Source organism: Rickettsia endosymbiont of Ceutorhynchus obstrictus (assembly GCF_964026565.1).
In the GTDB taxonomy this organism is placed as follows: Bacteria; Pseudomonadota; Alphaproteobacteria; order Rickettsiales; family Rickettsiaceae; genus Rickettsia.
In genome coordinates, this window is the sequence record NZ_OZ032162.1 from 823012 (window position 1) to 842559 (window position 19548).

A 19548-nucleotide genomic window follows, 5' to 3' on the forward strand; every position below is an offset into this window, starting at 1 on the left:
ATAAGAAAATAATCATGCATAAATATCAAACATGTTGGGTAGAGAATTCTAAAATTGAAATATTAAGCAGTAGCGGTAAAAAACATATTGCTATAGTTGCCGGCGGTATGTCTGCCGAAAGAGAGGTATCGCTGGTGTCGGCAGAGGGTGTTAGCAAAGCACTTTTAGAAGCCGGTTATAAAGTTACTTTTATAGATATGGGGGCAGATGTTGCCGTAAAGCTTTTAGAGATAAAGCCCGATATCGTTTTTAACTGCTTACACGGCACATACGGCGAAGACGGTTGTTTGCCCGGATTACTTAATATTATGCGGATTCCATATACGCATAGCGGCATGCTTACCTCTGCTTTAGCATTTAATAAAATACATTCACGTGCTTGGTTTACGGCAAATAATATTGCTATGGCGGAGAGCATTATCGTAAATAAAGCCGATAATATTAAGACTGATCCAGTAGAGCGACCGTATGTAATCAAACCCCTTACACAAGGCTCAAGTATTGGCGTTGAAGTAATATTTGAGGATGATGATTTTGACTTTGCCGATTATGATTTTCCTTACGGTGATGAGATAATGATAGAAAAATATATAAAAGGGCGTGAGTTGCAAGTAGCGGTTTTAAACGGCAAAGCCTTGGGAGTTTTGGAAATTAAACTTTTAAAGCATCGTTTTTATGATTACGAAACAAAATATACGGAAGGGTTAGCGCAACATTTATGCCCCGCTCCGCTATATCCTGATTTATATAATAAATTACTTGCGGAATCTGAAAAAATCTATAAAACCATGAATTGCAGAGGAGTAGCAAGAGTTGAGTTTATTTTAGAAGAACATACAAATAAATTAATCGTTCTTGAGATAAATACCCATCCCGGTATGACGCCTTTATCGATCGTACCGGAAATAGCGACCTATCACGGCATAAATTTTACAACTTTAATTGAAGAAATTTTAAAGACGGCAAGCTTTGACTCATGAGAAAAAAACAAAACTCTAACAAAAAAAATAAGGTAAAAAAAACTAATATCTCACTTCGTAGAAAGATTGGATTAGTCTATACTAGAATAATATTTATTGTTAAAATTGCGCTAATTATTTTTATAGCTTTGTTTTTTTTTACAAAATATTTTGCTTCTACCAAACTTAAAATAGCTCAAAATATTTATGAATCGACGGCAAATATGGGGTTTAGGCTTGAAAATGTCGTAATAGAAGGGCAACAAAATGTTTTAGAATCTAATATATTAAAAGTTTTAAATGCCGATAAGAATACTCCTATTTTTGCCCTTAACTTAAATGAAATTAGAAATAATTTAAAAAATAATAAATGGATTAAAGACGTATATGTCGGTAGGCGGTTACCGAATACCGTCTATATCAAATTATTTGAACGCGAGCCTATTGCCATTTGGCAAATTAATAGACAGCTTTTTCTAATTGATGAAGAAGGTTATGAAATTACTAAAAATATCGAACCCTTCCCGCATTTATTACATGTGGTCGGCAATGGCGCCAATATTTACGCTAGTAAATTGGTGGAGGAGTTAAAAAAATATCCTGCTCTAATGACTAAATCCTTGTCTGCCGTACGCTGCGGAGATAGAAGATGGGACTTAAATCTTGAGGGGAATATTACAGTTAAAATGTCTGAATCAGGAACTGAAGAAGCCTTAAAATATATCGATGCTTTAAACAAAGCGAATAAGTTATTTAATCAAAATTATAAAATTCTTGATTTACGCGATAAGGATAAATATTACATTGAGAAGTATCCTCTATAAAATCTTTACAGATTAAAGATAAATTATTATACTATTTACTAATTAATCCTTCAGAGAAATTGTAAAATATGAATATTCATGAATATCAGGCAAAAGAAATTTTAAGAAAATACGGAGTGCCTACCTCTACCGGTGTAGTAATCACAAAAACGCAAGATATTAATGCGGCTATTGATAGCTTAAATACTGACGTATATGTTGTTAAAGCTCAAATACATGCGGGCGGAAGAGGAAAAGCAGGGGGAGTTAAAGTTGTAAAAAGTAAAGAAGAAGCTAAAAAAGTGGCGCATGATATGTTCGGCATTAATTTAGTAACTCACCAAACGGGACCGGAAGGACAAAAGGTTAACCGCCTCTATATCGAATCAGGAAAGAATATTTTTAAAGAATATTATTTTAGCGTCGTGTTTGATAGATCGAGTAGCCGCATCGCGTTTATAGCTTCTTCCGAAGGCGGTGTTGATATTGAAGAGGTGGCTGATAAAACCCCTGAAAAAATAATTAAGTTTTTTGTCGATCCGGCAACAGGTTTGCAAGCATTTCATACGCGAGGCATTGCTTATGAATTAGGGTTTAAAGATGATCAAGTGAAACAAATGAAGAAAATCATTGAAGCAATTTATAATGCTTTTATAGATAACGATGCGGCGCAAATTGAGATTAATCCTTTAATAGTCACGACAGACGGGGATTTGCTTGCTTTAGATGCAAAAATTACTTTTGACGATAATGCTTTATTTAAGCATCCAAATATTCTATTTATGCGTGATAACGATGAAGAAGACCCATTAGAGACTAGAGCTTCAAATGCCGGACTTAGCTACGTGAAGATGCACGGGAATATCGGTTGTATGGTAAACGGGGCAGGTCTTGCTATGGCTACTATGGATATTATTAAGCTTTACGGTGCAACGCCGGCAAATTTTCTTGATGTCGGGGGCGGGGCTGACCGTGAACGAGTTAAAGAGGCTTTTAAAATTATTTTATCGGATAAAGCCGTACAAGGTATTTTAGTAAATATTTTCGGCGGTATTATGCGTTGTGACATTATAGCCGAAGGCATTATTGCCGCTGCTAAAGAGATCGGTATAAAAGTTCCGCTAGTAGTTCGTCTTGCCGGCACTAATGTTGAAAAGGGAAAAGATATTTTATCTAATTCCGGTTTAGAGATAATCCCCGCACATGACTTAGCGGATGCGGCAAGTAAAATTGTTGAAGCGATAAGGTAGAGTTGGAAGTGTCACCCCGTGGCGTGACCGGCGTTGTTGCATGGCTAATAATTTACCGTATTATGGTTATTATAAGTACGGTGTCATACCGTGGCTTGACCACGGTATCCAGAAAAACCTTAATAAAAAGACTGGATGCCGTGGTCAAGCCACGGCATGACACCGAAACACTTTGCAAAAATTCGAGCCATGCAACAAGGTCGGCTTGACTACGGTATGACAAACTCTTCATTTACGAGCAGTATAAACACATAATAATTTTTTTAAAATGGCATATTAAAAATGGCAATATTAATCAATAAAAATACTAGAGTAATCTGTCAAGGATTTACCGGTTCACAAGGAACCTTTCACTCCGAGCAAGCAATAATCTACGGGACAAAAATGGTCGGAGGGGTAACTCCCGGCAAAGGCGGGCATACTCACCTTGACCTGCCCGTATATAATACCGTCCATGAAGCAAAGGCAAAAACAGGAGCTAATGCCAGCGTTATCTATGTACCGCCGCTTTATGCCGCCGATTCTATATTAGAGGCGATAGAGGCGGGCATTGAAATTGTCGTATGTATTACCGAAGGGATACCGGTGCTTGATATGGTGAAGGTTAAGCGGGTGCTTATCGGTTCTAAAACTAGATTAATCGGACCTAACTGTCCCGGTGTGATTACCCCTAGTGAGTGTAAAATCGGTATTATGCCGGGTCATATCCATAAAAAAGGTTCAGTCGGGGTTATTTCAAAGTCCGGTACTTTAACTTACGAGGCGGTCGCGCAAACTACCGAGGTGGGGTTAGGTCAGTCAACTTGTGTAGGGATCGGCGGCGATCCGGTTAACGGTACTAATTTCGTTGATTGTATTGAAATGTTTTTAAGAGACGAAGAAACAAAATCAATTATTATAATCGGTGAAATTGGCGGCGATGATGAAGAAAAAGCTGCTGAATTTATTAAACATTCAAAAATAAAAAAACCGATAGTAAGTTTCATCGCCGGCATTACCGCCCCGCCCGGTAAAAAAATGGGGCATGCAGGTGCTATTATTTCCGGCGGTAAAGGTTCTGCCGAGGATAAGCTGGAAGCTCTACAAAGTGCCGGCGTGACTATTACCAGATCGCCCGCCGATATCGGTAAAACTATGTTAGAATTATTAAATAAGTGATTTGATAAATATTGAAGATGTCTACTGAAGCTTGACTTCATGGTAGGCATTGCCCGCGTGGATCGGCGTTGTTGCATGGCTCAAATTTTCGATGTCATTCTAGCTAAAGGCGGGAATCCAGAAAAAACAAAAAAGTCATCCTGAATTTATTTCAGGATCTACTAAAAGGATGCTGAAACAAGTTCAGCATGACAAAGCTAGAAAGCCTGGATTCCCGCCTGCGGGCTTTGTTGCGTGGCTCGAATTTTCGATGTCATTCCTACACCCCATTATGTCATTCCCGCGTAGGCGGGGCTTTGTTGCATGGCTCGCAAGTAGAGTAGTCTCTTCGTTAAGGAAGAGGCGCTAAAAGTTAAGCGGCGTTAATAAAATTGATAACTTTGCACTTAATTTTAGCCTGAGTTGCCCTACTATCTTCACGTTTATTGGTTAAACGATCGCGGCAATGACTCTTGATTTGCCACATCGTAGTCTCCACCAACGAGCGAGCATGATAACTGCTTTTCTCCTTCCAAGACTTGCGAGCAAGGCTCTTGTCTCCGTTTATACTATTATAATTTATGTAATTAATTGCTTCATCTCTTTCCTGTAATTTTTCTCTATCTTCCTTCTTAATATTTCGATTCTTACTAGATATTCTAGCTGTTCTTTTTGGAGGTATCAGCTGCCTTGCTCCTGATTGCTTAATTGCCTTCCGACAGTCCACACTATCATATGCCATATCCCCACATACTGCCGTTATATCTTCTTCTATTGCTTCTAAAAGAGACGCTAGTTCTACACAATCATTAACCGTTGATTTTGTATATTTCCCTTCTAATATCTCACCGGTTTCTACATTAATTGCTACATGCAGCTTCCGCCATTTCTCATAGCCTGGCTTCTTCTCTTTATGTTTCAACCTTCTCCATTCGCTCGACCAATATAATGATAATCCTGTTGAATCTATTGCTACCGTTATACTTTCTTTTCTACTATTTATTAGCTGCTTCTTGTCTCGTATTTTTACCTTTAGACTCCCAGCTCTTCTTGATAGTGTCGTATAGTCGGGTATTGCTAATTTTACTTCCAGCTTCTCTAACACTGACTCTACAAATCCTTCCGTTTGCCTATAAGCTAGCTTATAAAATTCTTTCATTAACAAGCATAACTCTATTACATGCTTGCTATATATTACTTTACCTCCAGGCTTCCGATATCCTCTATAATGCCATCCTTCGATTGCCTCTTCGGAAATAAAAAATTCTATTCTTGCTATTTTCTTTAATTTCTGGTTATATAACGACCAGTTGCGCTGTTGTCTGTACTTTTTCATCATACTTTCTTAATAGCGCAACTACTCTACTCTTTCAACCTCTTTTATACTCTTTCAATCTCTCTTCTCTTTTTCTTCCTTTTTTACAAACTCCTAATCATCTTTACAACAGCCATGCAACAACGCCATTGCTTTATGTAGATGAACAATTTGACGATGTAACTTTATTTGGTAATGTTCGTAACTGTGCTTTTAAAATTATGCCCAAAGAAAATATTCAAGCTCTTGGGCAAAATATGCTTAATAAGCCATATCGTAAAAAAGAGTTTAAATGGCAAGAAATTGATAAAGCTCAAAAAAGCTACAGAAAAAGTTTACGATCACTCTTTATGAAGCTCAGTTTTTCCAGTGAATTAACAAATAACCCATGGCTTAAATCCGCTAACTGGCTACACTAAGTATTTACCAATAATCAAAAACTTTCCGATAGACCTTTTAATGAATGCCCAAACGACACTATTCCAAAATATTTACAACGTTACCTTTTAGCGAGTAATACTGAAGAGAATAAAATTATTAATAGTAATCGTTATGAATATTGGGTTTATTGCCAAATTAATAAACAGATTAGTACAGGAGGGCTTTATATCGAAAATAGCCTCAATCACCGTTGTTTTAATCATGAATTGGTAGTGATAAATCAAAAAGAAGAAATCTTAAACAAATTAAATATCCCGTGGTTACAACAACCAATTAATCAACAATTAGATAATTTAACAAAGGAACTACACGGACTTTGGTTACTTTTTAATAAAAATCTAAAACAGGATAAGTTTACGCACTTAAAATACAATATAAAAAAGAAGAAACTTTGCTGGAATAAAATTAAAGCTAGTAAAGATGAAAAATTACAAAATAAATTTTTTAGACAATTGCCGGTTTGCGATATCAGTGACGTATTGAACTTTGTAAATGATGATTGTAACTTTTTATCAGCCTTTATTCCCTTACAACCACGTTATGCTAAACAAGAGTCAAATAATAAAGATAGATTAATAGCTACGATTCTTGCTCAAGCTTTTAACCACGGCAATTATAAAATGTCTCAAATTAGCGATATTTCTTACCGTTCACTTGAAACAACATACCAACAATATTTACGGTTATCAACATTGAAAGAAGCAACTGACATAATGAGCAACACGATTTCAAAGCTTAAGATTTTTCCATATTACTCTTTAGATTTGGAATTAATTTATAGTAGTGTTGACGGTCAAAAATTTGAATTGGATACCCCTAATATAAAAGCACGTTATTCACGTAAGTATTTAAGAGATGGTCAAGGTGTTAGTGCCTACACTATACTTGCAAATCATATGCCTTTGCAATGTGAACTTATCGGTACACATGAACATGAAAGTTATTTTGCCTTTGATATTTGGTACAATAATACCTCAGAAATTATTCCGGAGGTAATTACCGGTGATATGCATGTTATAAATAAAGCAAACTTTGCTATCATGAAGTGGTTCGGAGTAGCATTAAACCCAAGATTCACCAACCTTAATGATCAACTAAAAAATCTTTATTGCGGCGATGATATTAAAGAATATACCAATTGCTTGATTAAACCCATTGCTCAGATCAACCTTCAAGTGATTTATCGAACAAAAAAATAGTATTGATCAACTGGTTGCTACCTTAGCACTTAAAGAGATGAATCAAGCTAACTTAATTAAAAAATTATGTCATTTACCGCCGGAAAACAGCTTGCGTAAAGCCGTATTTGAATACGACAAATTAGTGAGAAGTATTTATACCCTTAAATATATGATGGATATCCAATTACAGAAAATTGTCCGTAAATCGCAGAATAGAATTGAATCATATCACCAATTACGAACTGCTATTTCAAAGGTTGGCGGTAAGAAACAATTATACGGTAAAACAGATATTGATATAGAAATTAGCAATCAATGCGGTAGACTTGTTGCTCTAGCAATTATTTACTACAACTCCATTATTCTCTCCGGAGTTCTTGAGAAATACGAAAACCTTGCCAATAATAAAAGATTTCTAACAATGATTAAAAAAATATCACCCGTTGCTTGGCATCATCATATTCACTTTCTTGGTCAATATACGTTTCAAAATAAAAATCATTCCATAAATATAAAGCAAATATTGGAAAATATCGATCTTAATTATTAATACCCTTACAACTCTTCTTTATGAATTTCGGTAAATGCATATTTGACTCCAACAGCCCAAAGATGCAAAAAAATAAACTTGTTAAACAGCAGAATTTTCTGTACCTGAATAATAATCTTATTCTTATTATTGTCAATATTTACTAATACCTGAAAATTAAACTCTCAATAACTTATCCAAACATTTTTTTTACAATTTTTCCGGAAAAAAAAGAGATTCTACGTCAGAACACCTATTCGCTTTTTATCAAAATTATTGGGTAATTATCCAGCTCCAAGAGTAATTGTTACTGATAAGCTCAGGAGTTACATTAAACCGATTAAACTTATGTGTCCTAAAACTGAGCATCGTACCCATAAGAGACTAAATAACCGTGTTGAGAATGCTCATCAGCCAACTCGACGAAAGGAAAAAATATTAATTAAATTCAAGCATCCTAATTCAGCACAATGTATATTATCACTGATGGGCAAAGTCAGAAATATATTTGCCATAAATGTTGGAAGATATACTAAAACAGCACCTGAGCAAAGAATCGCATTTGCATCCGCTAAATCCATTTGGGACGAAGCTACTCAAAGACTTCTTGCTGCCTAAAATCTAAAAATATAGCTCTTTTTGACACTAATTTACTTAACTTGACGATGCCGCTGTAACTATTTTATAGCGGCTTGGCTATATATCTAATAATATCTTAGAGATTATGATAATAATACAAAGATACATAATTAAGACAAGAGTTTTATGCGTCTCTTAAAGTATACTTACTGAGACAAAACTTAAATCACCCTAATTTTTAACAAAATTACCAACTAAACTCATGATTTTTTTGTCTTGATTTTTTTGTCCATTATAGATTAAGCTATATAAGCAGTTAAATCATGCAGGTAATGTATGTACGCATTATGGTATTTCACGTTTTACTTTGCGTAAATGGTATAAGCGTTATGAACTACTTAATGCAGAAGGGCGGTTCTGTCGCATCTATTGGCAAGTATGATGATATGTGGTATATGGAGCTAAAAAAATAGCAGTATGGTATTCCAAATATCGCCAAGACACTTGAGACATTTTAAAGGATTTTGCTCATCACCTGAAATAATAATGTTATTTGTGTATATGAAGTGTAGATTTTCATTAAGTTATAGAGAATTAGAGGATAGGGCAAGTATCAGAGGAGCTAAAATAGATCACGCAACTCTTCAAAGATGGTTAATTAAGTTCTCTCCTTTGATAGATCAAGAGGTTAGGAAACGTAAGAAGCCAGTAGGAAATAGCTGGAGAATGGATGAAACATATATGATAAAAGTGGTAGTAATACTTCTGCTCTCACTGACTTTAATAAAAAACTACCTGAGAGACAAAGGATAAAAATACTCCAAAATAAATATCTAAACAATCTGATAGAGCAAGATCATAGATTTATTAAAAAACGAACTAAGCCAATGCTGGGTTTTAAGAGTTTTCGTAGTACTAAGATTACTATTGCTGGTATAGAAAATATTCGTATGATTCAAAAAGGACAAATAGTAGGAGCTAATGAGCTTGTATCTACTTTCGAGAATTTTAAAATGCTAATGGCATCATAACGTCTGAAATCTTAGGTTTTAGTGAAAATCCTAGACAGGTGTCACAGATGCGACAGAACCTTATAGAGCGTATAAATATGATTAAGTATCTATATAATATAATCTTTTTTTGTTTAATTCTTATGCCAAGAAGCGTTGCAGCAGGTATTAGTACTATGATATCGTATGCGACAATAAGTGACGATTTTTCGCAAGGATGGCAAAACGGTTTTAACGATGGGGATACTGTAGAAGTAGATACTGCAGGCGTATCACCATTAATTCTTGCGGCAGCAACAGTTAATGTACAAGCAATACGATTAAACCAATCTTTACCTTTTTTGGGTAATGACTCTATGAACGGCACTAAGTCTAATGTGATAAATATTGGTTCTATATATGGCGTGGGGAACAGTGTGCAAATAATCTATGCTGGTGGTTCAATGTCTGATGCAGGACAGGTGTGGACTCTAAATGGTAATGCTGGTGAGGACGATAACCCTATACAAAATAATTATAGTGGTATCCAATTAATCCACTTTATAGGTAAAAGTACATTTAATCTTGAAGCTCCTATTACATTAGATTCAGAATTCCAGATAGCATCTGAAGAATTGAATGTTACGATGAATATAAATGATGACATCACTATAGTGCATCCAAGTATCACTAGTATTGGTTCTAATGGCATATTCAACATTGCTGCAGGCAAAGCATTGACTTTATCGGGTTCTGATATGAATTTAACATCACCATTTAATTTCAGTGATTCAGGCATATTAACCTTAAGTGGGGATAATACCATATTTAATCCTAGCCTGGTATCTAATGTTAATAATGCAGTATTAAATATAAATAACGATGTTCAAACTAATATGCCAAGTGTTTTAACTATAAATACCATAAATATAGCAAACGGTAAAAGTTTTACTATTGATGCAGTAAATGGTGATATAGATTTATTAGATAATAATGCTTCTATTAATTTTGGTGACAGTGGTGCAGTACTAGTTTTAACAAATAGTGGCACGTCGGATAGGATATTTACAGCATATAATACTTTAGCAGGAAATGTGCTATTTAGTAGTGATGGTAGTTTAGTAGCAGATAACGGAATAGCAGGTAAAGTAACAACAGCTACGACTAATACCGGGACGCTTACGGTTGTGGCGGGAAATGTAACCGGAGCGATAGGTACGAATGGCGGTAATATATTAAAGCAGGTACTGTTTAACGGTGTAAGTAATATAACAAGCGTTGATGCAACGACACTAACGATTAATAATGCAGGAGCGGACATAACGGCAACGGGAGTAATCACGGCAGCAGTGAATTATGCGGCAGTCGGCACTTTAACTGCAGATAATGGGATAACGGGTAATGTAGATTTTGCGGGTAATGATGGAGTTCTGCAATTAGCAGATGCTCAGACGATAACAGGCAATGTGGATAGCACTAATGCTTCAGCAGGAACATTAGAGTTTTTAGGTACGGGAACGGTAACAGGCACAATAGGAGCTACAAATGCCCTAACGGCTTTAAAGTTTAGCGGGGCAGGGGCTATTACTATTCCGGCAGCTAATGTCACGACTTATGAGGTAGCAAATGCAGATGCTGTAGTTACAGCATCCAGCTTACTAACAGGCAATGTACTATTTAGTAGTGACGGTAGTTTAGTAGCAAGTAAAGGGATAACAGGTAATGTAGATTTTGCGGGTAATGATGGAGTTCTGCAATTAGCAGATGCTCAGACGATAACAGGCAATGTGGATAGCAGTACTGCGGTAGCAGGAACATTAGAGTTTTTAGGTACGGGAACGGTAACAGGCACAATAGGAGCTACAAATGCCCTAACGGCTTTAAAGTTTAGCGGGGCAGGGGCTATTACTATTCCGGCAGCTAATGTCACGACTTATGAGGTAGCAAATGCAGATGCTGTAGTTACAGCATCCAGCTTACTAACAGGCAATGTACTATTTAGTAGTGACGGTAGTTTAGTAGCAAGTAAAGGGATAACAGGTAATGTAGATTTTGCGGGTAATGATGGAGTTCTGCAATTAGCAGATGCTCAGACGATAACAGGCAATGTGGATAGCAGTACTGCGGTAGCAGGAACATTAGAGTTTTTAGTTGCGGGAACAGTAACAGGAACAATAGGAGCTACAAAAGCCCTAACGGCTTTAAAGTTTAGTGGAGCAGGGGCTATTACTATTCCGGCAGCTAATGTCGCGACTTATGAGGTAGCAAATGCAGGTGCTGTAGTTACAGCATCCAGCTTACTAACAGGCAATGTACTATTTAGTAGTGACGGTAGTTTAGTAGCAAGTAAAGGGATAACAGGTAATGTAGATTTTGCGGGTAATGATGGAGTTCTGCAATTAGCAGATGCTCAGACGATAACAGGCAATGTGGATAGCAGTACTGCGGTAGCAGGAACATTAGAGTTTTTAGGTGCGGGAACAGTAACAGGAACAATAGGAGCTACAAAAGCCCTAACGGCTTTAAAGTTTAGTGGAGCAGGGGCTATTACTATTCCGGCAGCTAATGTCGCGACTTATGAGGTAGCAAATGCAGGTGCTGTAGTTACAGCATCCAGCTTACTAACAGGCAATGTACTATTTAGTAGTGACGGTAGTTTAGTAGCAAGTAAAGGGATAACAGGTAATGTAGATTTTGCGGGTAATGATGGAGTTCTGCAATTAGCAGATGCTCAGACGATAACAGGCAATGTGGATAGTAGTACTGCGGTAGCAGGAACATTAGAGTTTTTAGGTGCGGGAACAGTAACAGGAACAATAGGAGCTACAAAAGCCCTAACGGCTTTAAAGTTTAGTGGAGCAGGGGCTATTACTATTCCGGCAGCTAATGTCGCGACCTATGAGGTAGCAAATGCAGGTGCTGTAGTTACAGCATCCAGCTTACTAACAGGCAATGTACTATTTAGTAGTGACGGTAGTTTAGTAGCAAGTAAAGGGATAACAGGTAATGTAGATTTTGCGGGTAATGATGGAGTTCTGCAATTAGCCGATGCTCAGACGATAACAGGCAATGTGGATAGCAGTACTGCGGTAGCAGGAACATTAGAGTTTTTAGGTGCGGGAACAGTAACAGGAACAATAGGAGCTACAAAAGCCCTAACGGCTTTAAAGTTTAGTGGAGCAGGGGCTATTACTATTCCGGCAGCTAATGTCGCGACTTATGAGGTAGCAAATGCAGGTGCTGTAGTTACAGCATCCAGCTTACTAACAGGCAATGTACTATTTAGTAGTGACGGTAGTTTAGTAGCAAGTAAAGGGATAACAGGTAATGTAGATTTTGCGGGTAATGATGGAGTTCTGCAATTAGCCGATGCTCAGACGATAACAGGCAATGTGGATAGCAGTACTGCGGTAGCAGGAACATTAGAGTTTTTAGGTGCGGGAACAGTAACAGGAACAATAGGAGCTACAAAAGCCCTAACGGCTTTAAAGTTTAGTGGAGCAGGGGCTATTACTATTCCGGCAGCTAATGTCACGACTTATGAGGTAGCAAATGCAGGTGCTGTAGTTACGGCATCCAGCTTACTAACAGGCAATGTACTATTTAGTAGTGACGGTAGTTTAGTAGCAAGTAAAGGGATAACAGGTAATGTAGATTTTGCGGGTAATGATGGAGTTCTGCAATTAGCAGATGCTCAGACGATCACAGGGAATGTGGATAGCAGTACTGCGGTAGCAGGAACATTAGAGTTTTTAGGTGCGGGAACAGTAACAGGAACAATAGGAGCTACAAAAGCCCTAACGGCTTTAAAGTTTAGTGGAGCAGGGGCTATTACTATTCCGGCAGCTAATGTCGCGACTTATGAGGTAGCAAATGCAGGTGCTGTAGTTACAGCATCCGGTTTACTAACAGGCAATGTACTATTTAGTAGTGACGGTAGTTTAGTAGCAAGTAAAGGGATAACAGGTAATGTAGATTTTGTGGGTAATGATGGAGTTCTGCAATTAGCAGATGCTCAGACGATAACAGGCAATGTGGATAGCAGTACTGCGGTAGCAGGAACATTAGAGTTTTTAGGTGCGGGAACAGTAACAGGAACAATAGGAGCTACAAAAGCCCTAACGGCTTTAAAGTTTAGTGGAGCAGGGGCTATTACTATTCCGGCAGCGAGTGCTACAACGTATGAGGTAGCAAATGCAGGTGCTGTAGTTACAGCATCCGGTTTACTAACAGGTGATGTATTATTTAGTAGTGACGGTAGTTTAGTAGCAGATAAGGGAGTAGATGGCAGCATTACAACAGCTACAGATAATACAGGCACTATTAAGATAGGTAGTGGTGATGTAGGAGTAATAGGGGCATCAGATAAGAAGTTAAAGCAAGTAAACTTAAATCAGGCTACAGCGGCAAGTATAGGCAAGTTGTATGCAGCTAATGTAAGCATTGGAGGGCTAGGTCCCATTACTGCAACAGATTTAATAACAGCTGCAGTTAGCTTTAGTAGCGATGGTACTTTAATAGCAAGTAACGGAATAACGGGAGATATAGATTTTGCGGGTAATGCCGCAAGTTTGATTTTTAACGGTAATAGTGGTGATAATTGGTACACATTAGGAGGGACAATAAGTAATGCAAGCAGTGCTTTATTAGAGGTTGACGCTAAATTACGTGTTACGGACAAAGGGATAGGAGAGATTAAGACTATTAATATAGGAGAGAACGGTATTCTTTCTATAGAGAGTAATGAAGCCAACTTATCATTGATTAGCACAGCAAATGGAAGTATTAACTTCACGGATAACAATGCCCAACTTATATTATCTGCTCCACAAGATCAGACGATAAATTTTGTAAGTAGCATAGCAGGAAGCAATAATGGCGGTGGCGAGATTTTATTAGACGGTAATGGTTATAATCTAACAATTACCTTAAGTAATAATGCATCACTTGGTACAGATGCTCATAAGTTAGGTGCTATAGATATTAGTGGGAATGTTATTTTTGAGGCAAGTGTAGATGCTAATGTATTAAACCTAAATATAAATGATGGTGCATACTTAACAGATTATAGTGCAGCATCTGCATCAATAGATAGTATCAATATAGGAAATAGTGAGGGAGCTGGGCAATATATTTTAGATGCTAGAGACGAAGATTTCAGTATGAATGCAGATAATATCATATACAGGAATGAAGATTCAGTACTAGCACTTGTAAATACATCAGAAGATGAGGACCGCACTATAACGCTTGATACGTCTATAGTGCCAAGCCAGGATAAATACGGAGTACTCACTCTATACTCTAAAGGAGATAAGAAGCTAACAATAGATAATAACGGCGATGAGACTGTTACTATTGGAACAGCAGAGCATAGATTAAAGCAGCTTACTCTATCAAGTGATGGAGATGCGGAGTTTGATATAAGACCTGAGATACAAGTAGAGAGTATAGGATTAGACCTTAGTAAGATTGATTTGGGAGTGGTGGACGCAAATATTATCTTTCATAACAGTACACAATATAATGCTAATGGTGATATAAACGGTAGTATTGATTTTCAGGGTAATGATGGCATTATTAATGTAGCAGACAATGTTAACATCAGTGGTAGTATAAGTAGCACTGATGCTGCTAGCGGCACACTCAACTTTTTAGGAAGTAGCACTATAGGCGAGGTGGTATCAAATATATCTACAATGAAGGCAGGAGCAGGATATGTGACATTTCTTGCTTCCGGTGATTATTCTATAGAGGAGTTACAAGGGAGTGGAAGCGGCATCATTACATTTCCATCTAGTGTAAACTTTACAGGCGGTATTAATATAACAGGAGGCGATCCACTAAATCTAAGTTTTGCCGGTAGTACTAATATTGACGGTAATATAGGATCTACCTCTAGTCCTGTAGGGGATATATCAAGTAGTAATAATATAAAGTTTAACGGTGATATTAATAGTAGCGGAGATATTAGTACATCAGGGGAAACGTTGTTTGCAGGTAATGTTACATGTAATAATATTATAGCTAATAAGACTAGTAGTAATACATTATCATTTATCACATTGACATCAGCGTTTACTGCAAGTAGTAGTAGCAATACTATTAACTTTGATCAGGATAATGCTGTTACTCAGTTTCAGGGTGCAGTAAATACTACAGGAAATATAGAGGTAAACGGTAGTACATATTTTGCAGATACCGTAAATAGCCAAGGAAATGTCGTTATAAACGGCAATACTAAATTTAATAAAACATTATCAAGCAGTAATAATATAGCTATATCTAGTGGTTCAAATGTTATCTTTAACGGTGATGTAAGTGCAAGTAGTATTAATATAGATAATGCAAACATCGAGGTAGTAGATAATATATCTATGCAAGGTAATATAAGTGCTAATAATAGCACTATTATACTTGATACTAACACGCTGACATTATCCGGCACAAGTAGCTTTTCTAACCAGCTAATGATAAGTAGTAGTTATGATGAGTCTAGTTTATCGGGAGGTAATATAATACTTGAGTCAGGTAGCACCTTAGATTTATCGAATGTAAGTGAATTAACAATAAAACTCGCATTTATTAATAGTGATATAAGTAAGATAAATGATGATACTAAATATAATATTATCCTTGCGGAGGATGGCAGTAACATAATCTTGTTAAGTGATCCTGAGAATCAGATTGTACTTGATAGTAGTGGAGAGCAGAATAAGTTTGTAAGATGGACGTTAGATGCAAGATCCCTTACTTTATATGCATCTGATGATTCGAATAATGTAATAGATAATGATTATGTTTTTGACTCTGAGCAAGATAATATATTTATGCAAGAACTAAAGAATGCATTACCGGGTAGTCTAGCACAGGAGTTTAAGAATAATATAGGTTTGCTCAGTAAGGAGCAAGTAGAGGAGATGTTATCTAAAATACTGGATCATCCAAAAGAGAGAAATAGTGAGATCATATGCGTAGCATTACAACAAACACTTACGGATACCCATAAAGTTGCAATGAATGCAATACATAATAGGTTATTAAATACTAGTCCTACAGTTGTTGCAGCAGGTGATGATGATATAAACAAGTACGGAGTATGGGCAAGATCATCAATAAATCATAGTAAGGATAAAGTAAGCGGTAGCAAATCGGAATATTTCAGTAGCTATAAGACAAGAGGACATAGTAATACTATAGGATTCGATGGTTTAATATCCGATAATCTCTTATTAGGGATTGCATATACTAATGCATATACGAACATAAGACCGCAGGATCAAAATATAGGTAATGTAGATAAAGTAAGAACCAATATGTTCTCACTTTATAGTGCATATAATATACCGAATTATGATTGGTATGTAGATGGTACTATATCTTATGCTGAGAGTTCTATCAGAAGCGGGAAGATACGTCATTTAGCTGTAGCGAGAAACATACTTGGCAGCGAGGTAGCATCTAGTAAGTATAAGTCGTATTTATATAGTGGGAGTGTATCACTTGGATATAATTATAATCTAAACAATAACATTTACGTTACGCCAAGCTTAGGTGCGATAGGTTCATTAATTAGAGATAAGGGTTACGCAGAAAGCGGCACTAGTTTCCAGAATTTAACCGTACACAAGAAGAATTATAATAAGCTAAGCGGCGTTGCCGGACTTAGAACATATCAGGATATCTATTTAGCGAGTGTAGATAATGTAATAATAACACCGGAAGTTTATGGATTTATTAATTATGCCGTAAAGAACAAAACCCCGGCAATAGATGCAAGACTGCCTGGGATAGATGAGCCACTACCTACAATTAACTATAGAAGTAATAGGGTAGATTATAATTTAGGTTTAGGTATTACGGTTAAACATAAAATGATGGAATACGGTATTAATTATGATGCGAATCTAGCTAAAAAATATCAAGGACATTCAGGTAGCCTTAAAGTAAGAGTTAACTTATAAATTAAAAACAAAGATACAAGCGTGTAAGAGTCTTGTCGAAATATTCGCACTAACGGAGGCTTTATGTATCTAGCAGCTATTATAGATTGGCATAGCAAAGCCATATTAAGCTATAAACTGTCCAATAGCATGGACGGGACATTGGTAACTGATGTATTGAAGGAAGCATTAAGAAGTATCAAGCTCCACAGATATTTAATAGTGATCAAGGTAGTCAATATACCAGTAATGATCATATACGGATTCTCAAAGATCATAATATTCAGATATCAATGAACTCGATAGTATACAATATCATACACAAAAATTTAACGTTGTTATATCTGGAATTTAAATTTAAGTAAATATTCCAATATTATAAAACATTAACAAAAAGGAGGCTTATTTATGCAAACTTATCCACCCTCTTACCGGCAAACTTAACTGTCACCCCACGGCAATCATATCTGTCATTTCATAGTTCTATGAACGTTCTCAAGGGAGATTTTAATGGTCTTGCCAAAATGTACACAATCAATTCAACAGAGCCTTTTTATAATTTAAAAAACAAGTTAATCAACTTGATATTGTAGTGCTACCTCTTTACCACAAAAAGCCATAGATATTTTGATAATTTTTTGAATATGACTATGTTCTTTTATTTTTGTATCATATTGTAGGTTATTAATTTGAGCAAGCCCTGATTTTGCGACTAGTTCTAGGTCTTCCTCTTTTTTTGCTATTTTATATTCTATAATAATTGCATTATTATTTTGACCAATCTTAGGAATTAATACTATATCTGCTCTACCTTTACCTGTTTCTTTTTCACTATCTATTATGTGACTAACTGCTAGCATATTCATTAAGCCTAACATAAATCCACTATAAAATAACTCTGCTTTTGCCTCACCAGTTTGATAAAAGCTGGTACTATTCTGTAACAATCTTTGTAGCTCTTCTTTAAATTCTTCTATTTGACCATCCGCCAGTAAAGCAATAAAAGAATAATATTTAGAACTATCAATTTTTAACTTATTAGTTACCCACTGTAATACCCTTGTTTTATATATATGCCTTACTTCCTTATTAGGAACAGATAATTCATATATATTTTCTTCTAATTCCTTAGCAGCTGGATTTAAATACCCACTAAATAATAATAAACTAAATAAACCTATAGGTTTATTTATATCAGCAAAACTTATTTGTTTAGTAATAGGTGATACTATATTACCGCCGGCAGCTAGCTGTTGTAGGTCTTTCTGCATTTCATCAGATAATAATACTTTATCTATAAGTGCAGTTCCGCCACTATCTAACCAATAATAATCCAATACCCCTTCACTAGAAAGGCATAACATTATTGACCAAGGATTATAGATTGTTTCCCCACCAAAATTATAACCGTTATACCAATCCTTAATCTGCTCAACAGTAGTTTTTGTTGGTACTTTTATTAATAATTCATCAACTTCCTCTTGTGTAAAACCGTAAAATTTAGAAAATTGCTTATCAAGTAATGTATATTCACGAACATTATTTAAATCTGAAAATAAATTAGCTTTAGCAATGCGTAGTATTCCTGTTATTACTCCTTTCTCTAGATAGGGATTACTCTTTAGGCTACTACCCAGCATTCCTCGGAATAATTCTAACACTTTTTCAAATTCTTCTGATTCACTACCTAATTTTATATATGCACTATTTATTGGTGTATCATATTCATCAATCAGAATGTATACTTTTTGGTTAAAATGCTTAAAAAGCAACTCACTTAAAAAACGTAAACTAATTTTTAAATCGGCTGCATCAACCTTGCCTACAAAATATCTCTCTAATCGGCTTTTTTGTCCTTCATCTAATAAATTCGTATTATTTGTAAGGTAATAATCTTTCAAGTAACGATGATTATTAAATAGAGTCATTATTTGATATATTACCCCTTCTTCAAATTCCCTATAGCTACTACCTTTAACATCTTTTAAATTCAGTAAAACTACTGGAAATTGTCCTTGATAGTCAGTTATAATATCCTCATACTCTGCTATTTTAAGCTTTTGAAGTATTTTTTTTCTACCGCTTGCAAACGCTAAATCAATTTCTCCGCCAATAAAAAGCTTATGATTTACCTTATTTCCTTCAGATAACACAGTACCTTTTTCATCTATTTCAATTTCAAAGAATTTCTGAAGCATATTCATATTTAAGCTTTTACCCCAGCGTCTTGGTCTAGTAATCAAAACTACCTTACTACTATCTTCCAATAACTCCTTAATCATTAAGCTCTTATCTACAAATACATCACTATTAATTACTAAATCATAGAATTCATCTGTTCCTACAATCATCCTTGGTAATTTATTACCTTGCATAAATCTAATCTTTTTACTATTGAAGTTATATAAGCGGGGTATAACAT

At 35.9% G+C, this 19548-nt stretch carries 14 protein-coding genes and 2 pseudogenes; 14 read left to right on the forward strand and 2 right to left on the reverse strand.

Annotated elements, in window-relative coordinates; genetic code table 11:
• Positions 1 to 14: 14 nt before the first annotated feature.
• The 6 genes from AAGD64_RS04755 to AAGD64_RS04780 all read left to right on the forward strand — a co-directional run bounded on the left by AAGD64_RS04755 (position 15) and on the right by AAGD64_RS04780 (position 4493).
• Complete coding sequence (locus AAGD64_RS04755; RefSeq protein ID WP_341794065.1) at positions 15 to 980, forward strand: D-alanine--D-alanine ligase; 966 nt, start codon at positions 15 to 17, stop codon at positions 978 to 980.
• Positions 977 to 1783 carry a cell division protein FtsQ/DivIB gene (locus AAGD64_RS04760; protein WP_253307716.1) on the forward strand — a complete coding sequence of 269 codons (807 nt, stop codon included), beginning with the start codon at positions 977 to 979 and terminating at the stop codon, positions 1781 to 1783. The genes AAGD64_RS04755 and AAGD64_RS04760 overlap by 4 nt, the downstream gene beginning before the upstream one ends.
• A 68-nt stretch (positions 1784 to 1851) precedes the next feature.
• Positions 1852 to 3012 (forward strand): ADP-forming succinate--CoA ligase subunit beta, encoded by a 1161-nt coding sequence (gene sucC, locus AAGD64_RS04765; RefSeq protein ID WP_253307715.1) that lies wholly within the window; start codon positions 1852 to 1854, stop codon positions 3010 to 3012.
• A gap of 2 nt (positions 3013 to 3014) precedes the next feature.
• Positions 3015 to 3221, forward strand: a complete 207-nt coding sequence (locus AAGD64_RS04770; RefSeq protein ID WP_410526084.1) for a palindromic element RPE4 domain-containing protein — start codon at positions 3015 to 3017, stop codon at positions 3219 to 3221.
• 73 nt (positions 3222 to 3294) lie between these two features.
• Entirely contained in the window at positions 3295 to 4170 is an 876-nt protein-coding gene (gene sucD, locus AAGD64_RS04775; protein ID WP_341794066.1) for a succinate--CoA ligase subunit alpha, read from the forward strand.
• A 188-nt stretch (positions 4171 to 4358) separates the two neighbouring features.
• Positions 4359 to 4493 (forward strand): hypothetical protein, encoded by a 135-nt coding sequence (locus AAGD64_RS04780; RefSeq protein ID WP_341794067.1) that lies wholly within the window; start codon positions 4359 to 4361, stop codon positions 4491 to 4493.
• A 29-nt stretch (positions 4494 to 4522) separates the two neighbouring features.
• On the opposite strand, the gene AAGD64_RS04785 is transcribed toward AAGD64_RS04780, so the two are convergent.
• Entirely contained in the window at positions 4523 to 5488 is a 966-nt protein-coding gene (locus AAGD64_RS04785; RefSeq protein ID WP_341794068.1) for an IS5 family transposase, read from the reverse strand.
• A 125-nt stretch (positions 5489 to 5613) separates the two neighbouring features.
• Between AAGD64_RS04785 and AAGD64_RS04790 the strand changes: the two genes are divergently transcribed.
• The 8 genes and pseudogenes from AAGD64_RS04790 to AAGD64_RS04825 form a co-directional block, all read left to right on the forward strand.
• Positions 5614 to 5883: a hypothetical protein gene (locus AAGD64_RS04790; RefSeq protein ID WP_341794069.1), complete on the forward strand. Its 270-nt coding sequence runs from the start codon at positions 5614 to 5616 to the stop codon at positions 5881 to 5883.
• Positions 5884 to 6117: 234 nt separating this feature from the next.
• Complete coding sequence (locus tag AAGD64_RS04795) at positions 6118 to 7104, forward strand: Tn3 family transposase (protein ID WP_341794070.1); 987 nt, start codon at positions 6118 to 6120, stop codon at positions 7102 to 7104.
• A 37-nt stretch (positions 7105 to 7141) separates the two neighbouring features.
• Positions 7142 to 7636: a Tn3 family transposase gene (locus AAGD64_RS04800; protein ID WP_341794071.1), complete on the forward strand. Its 495-nt coding sequence runs from the start codon at positions 7142 to 7144 to the stop codon at positions 7634 to 7636.
• Positions 7637 to 7870: 234 nt separating this feature from the next.
• Complete coding sequence (locus tag AAGD64_RS04805) at positions 7871 to 8233, forward strand: DDE-type integrase/transposase/recombinase (RefSeq protein ID WP_410526088.1); 363 nt, start codon at positions 7871 to 7873, stop codon at positions 8231 to 8233.
• Positions 8234 to 8492: 259 nt separating this feature from the next.
• A complete protein-coding gene (locus tag AAGD64_RS04810; protein ID WP_341794162.1) occupies positions 8493 to 8636 on the forward strand; it encodes a helix-turn-helix domain-containing protein in 144 nt (47 codons plus the stop codon).
• Positions 8637 to 8671: 35 nt separating this feature from the next.
• Positions 8672 to 9225 (forward strand): annotated as a pseudogene (locus AAGD64_RS04815) (IS6 family transposase).
• A gap of 47 nt (positions 9226 to 9272) precedes the next feature.
• Positions 9273 to 17147: a hypothetical protein gene (locus AAGD64_RS04820; protein WP_341794073.1), complete on the forward strand. Its 7875-nt coding sequence runs from the start codon at positions 9273 to 9275 to the stop codon at positions 17145 to 17147.
• 42 nt (positions 17148 to 17189) lie between these two features.
• Positions 17190 to 17425: pseudogene (locus AAGD64_RS04825) on the forward strand (transposase); the annotation flags it as partial.
• A gap of 273 nt (positions 17426 to 17698) precedes the next feature.
• On the opposite strand, the gene AAGD64_RS04830 reads toward AAGD64_RS04825, so the two are convergent.
• Positions 17699 to 19501 carry an AAA family ATPase gene (locus AAGD64_RS04830; RefSeq protein ID WP_341794075.1) on the reverse strand — a complete coding sequence of 601 codons (1803 nt, stop codon included), beginning with the start codon at positions 19499 to 19501 and terminating at the stop codon, positions 17699 to 17701.
• Between the last annotated feature and the right edge of the window lie 47 nt (positions 19502 to 19548).

Bases quoted from the DNA above. Each gene is read 5' to 3' on its own strand.
- AAGD64_RS04760 (WP_253307716.1), top strand. From the start codon at position 977: ATGAGAAAAAAACAAAACTCTAACAAAAAAAATAAGGTAAAAAAAACT.
- AAGD64_RS04780 (WP_341794067.1), top strand. From the start codon at position 4,359: ATGACAAAGCTAGAAAGCCTGGATTCCCGCCTGCGGGCTTTGTTGCGT.
- AAGD64_RS04785 (WP_341794068.1), bottom strand. From the start codon at position 5,488: ATGATGAAAAAGTACAGACAACAGCGCAACTGGTCGTTATATAACCAG.
- AAGD64_RS04755 (WP_341794065.1), top strand. From the start codon at position 15: ATGCATAAATATCAAACATGTTGGGTAGAGAATTCTAAAATTGAAATA.
- AAGD64_RS04820 (WP_341794073.1), top strand. From the start codon at position 9,273: ATGCGACAGAACCTTATAGAGCGTATAAATATGATTAAGTATCTATAT.
- sucC (WP_253307715.1), top strand. From the start codon at position 1,852: ATGAATATTCATGAATATCAGGCAAAAGAAATTTTAAGAAAATACGGA.
- AAGD64_RS04830 (WP_341794075.1), bottom strand. From the start codon at position 19,501: ATGCAAGGTAATAAATTACCAAGGATGATTGTAGGAACAGATGAATTC.
- AAGD64_RS04800 (WP_341794071.1), top strand. From the start codon at position 7,142: ATGAATCAAGCTAACTTAATTAAAAAATTATGTCATTTACCGCCGGAA.
- sucD (WP_341794066.1), top strand. From the start codon at position 3,295: ATGGCAATATTAATCAATAAAAATACTAGAGTAATCTGTCAAGGATTT.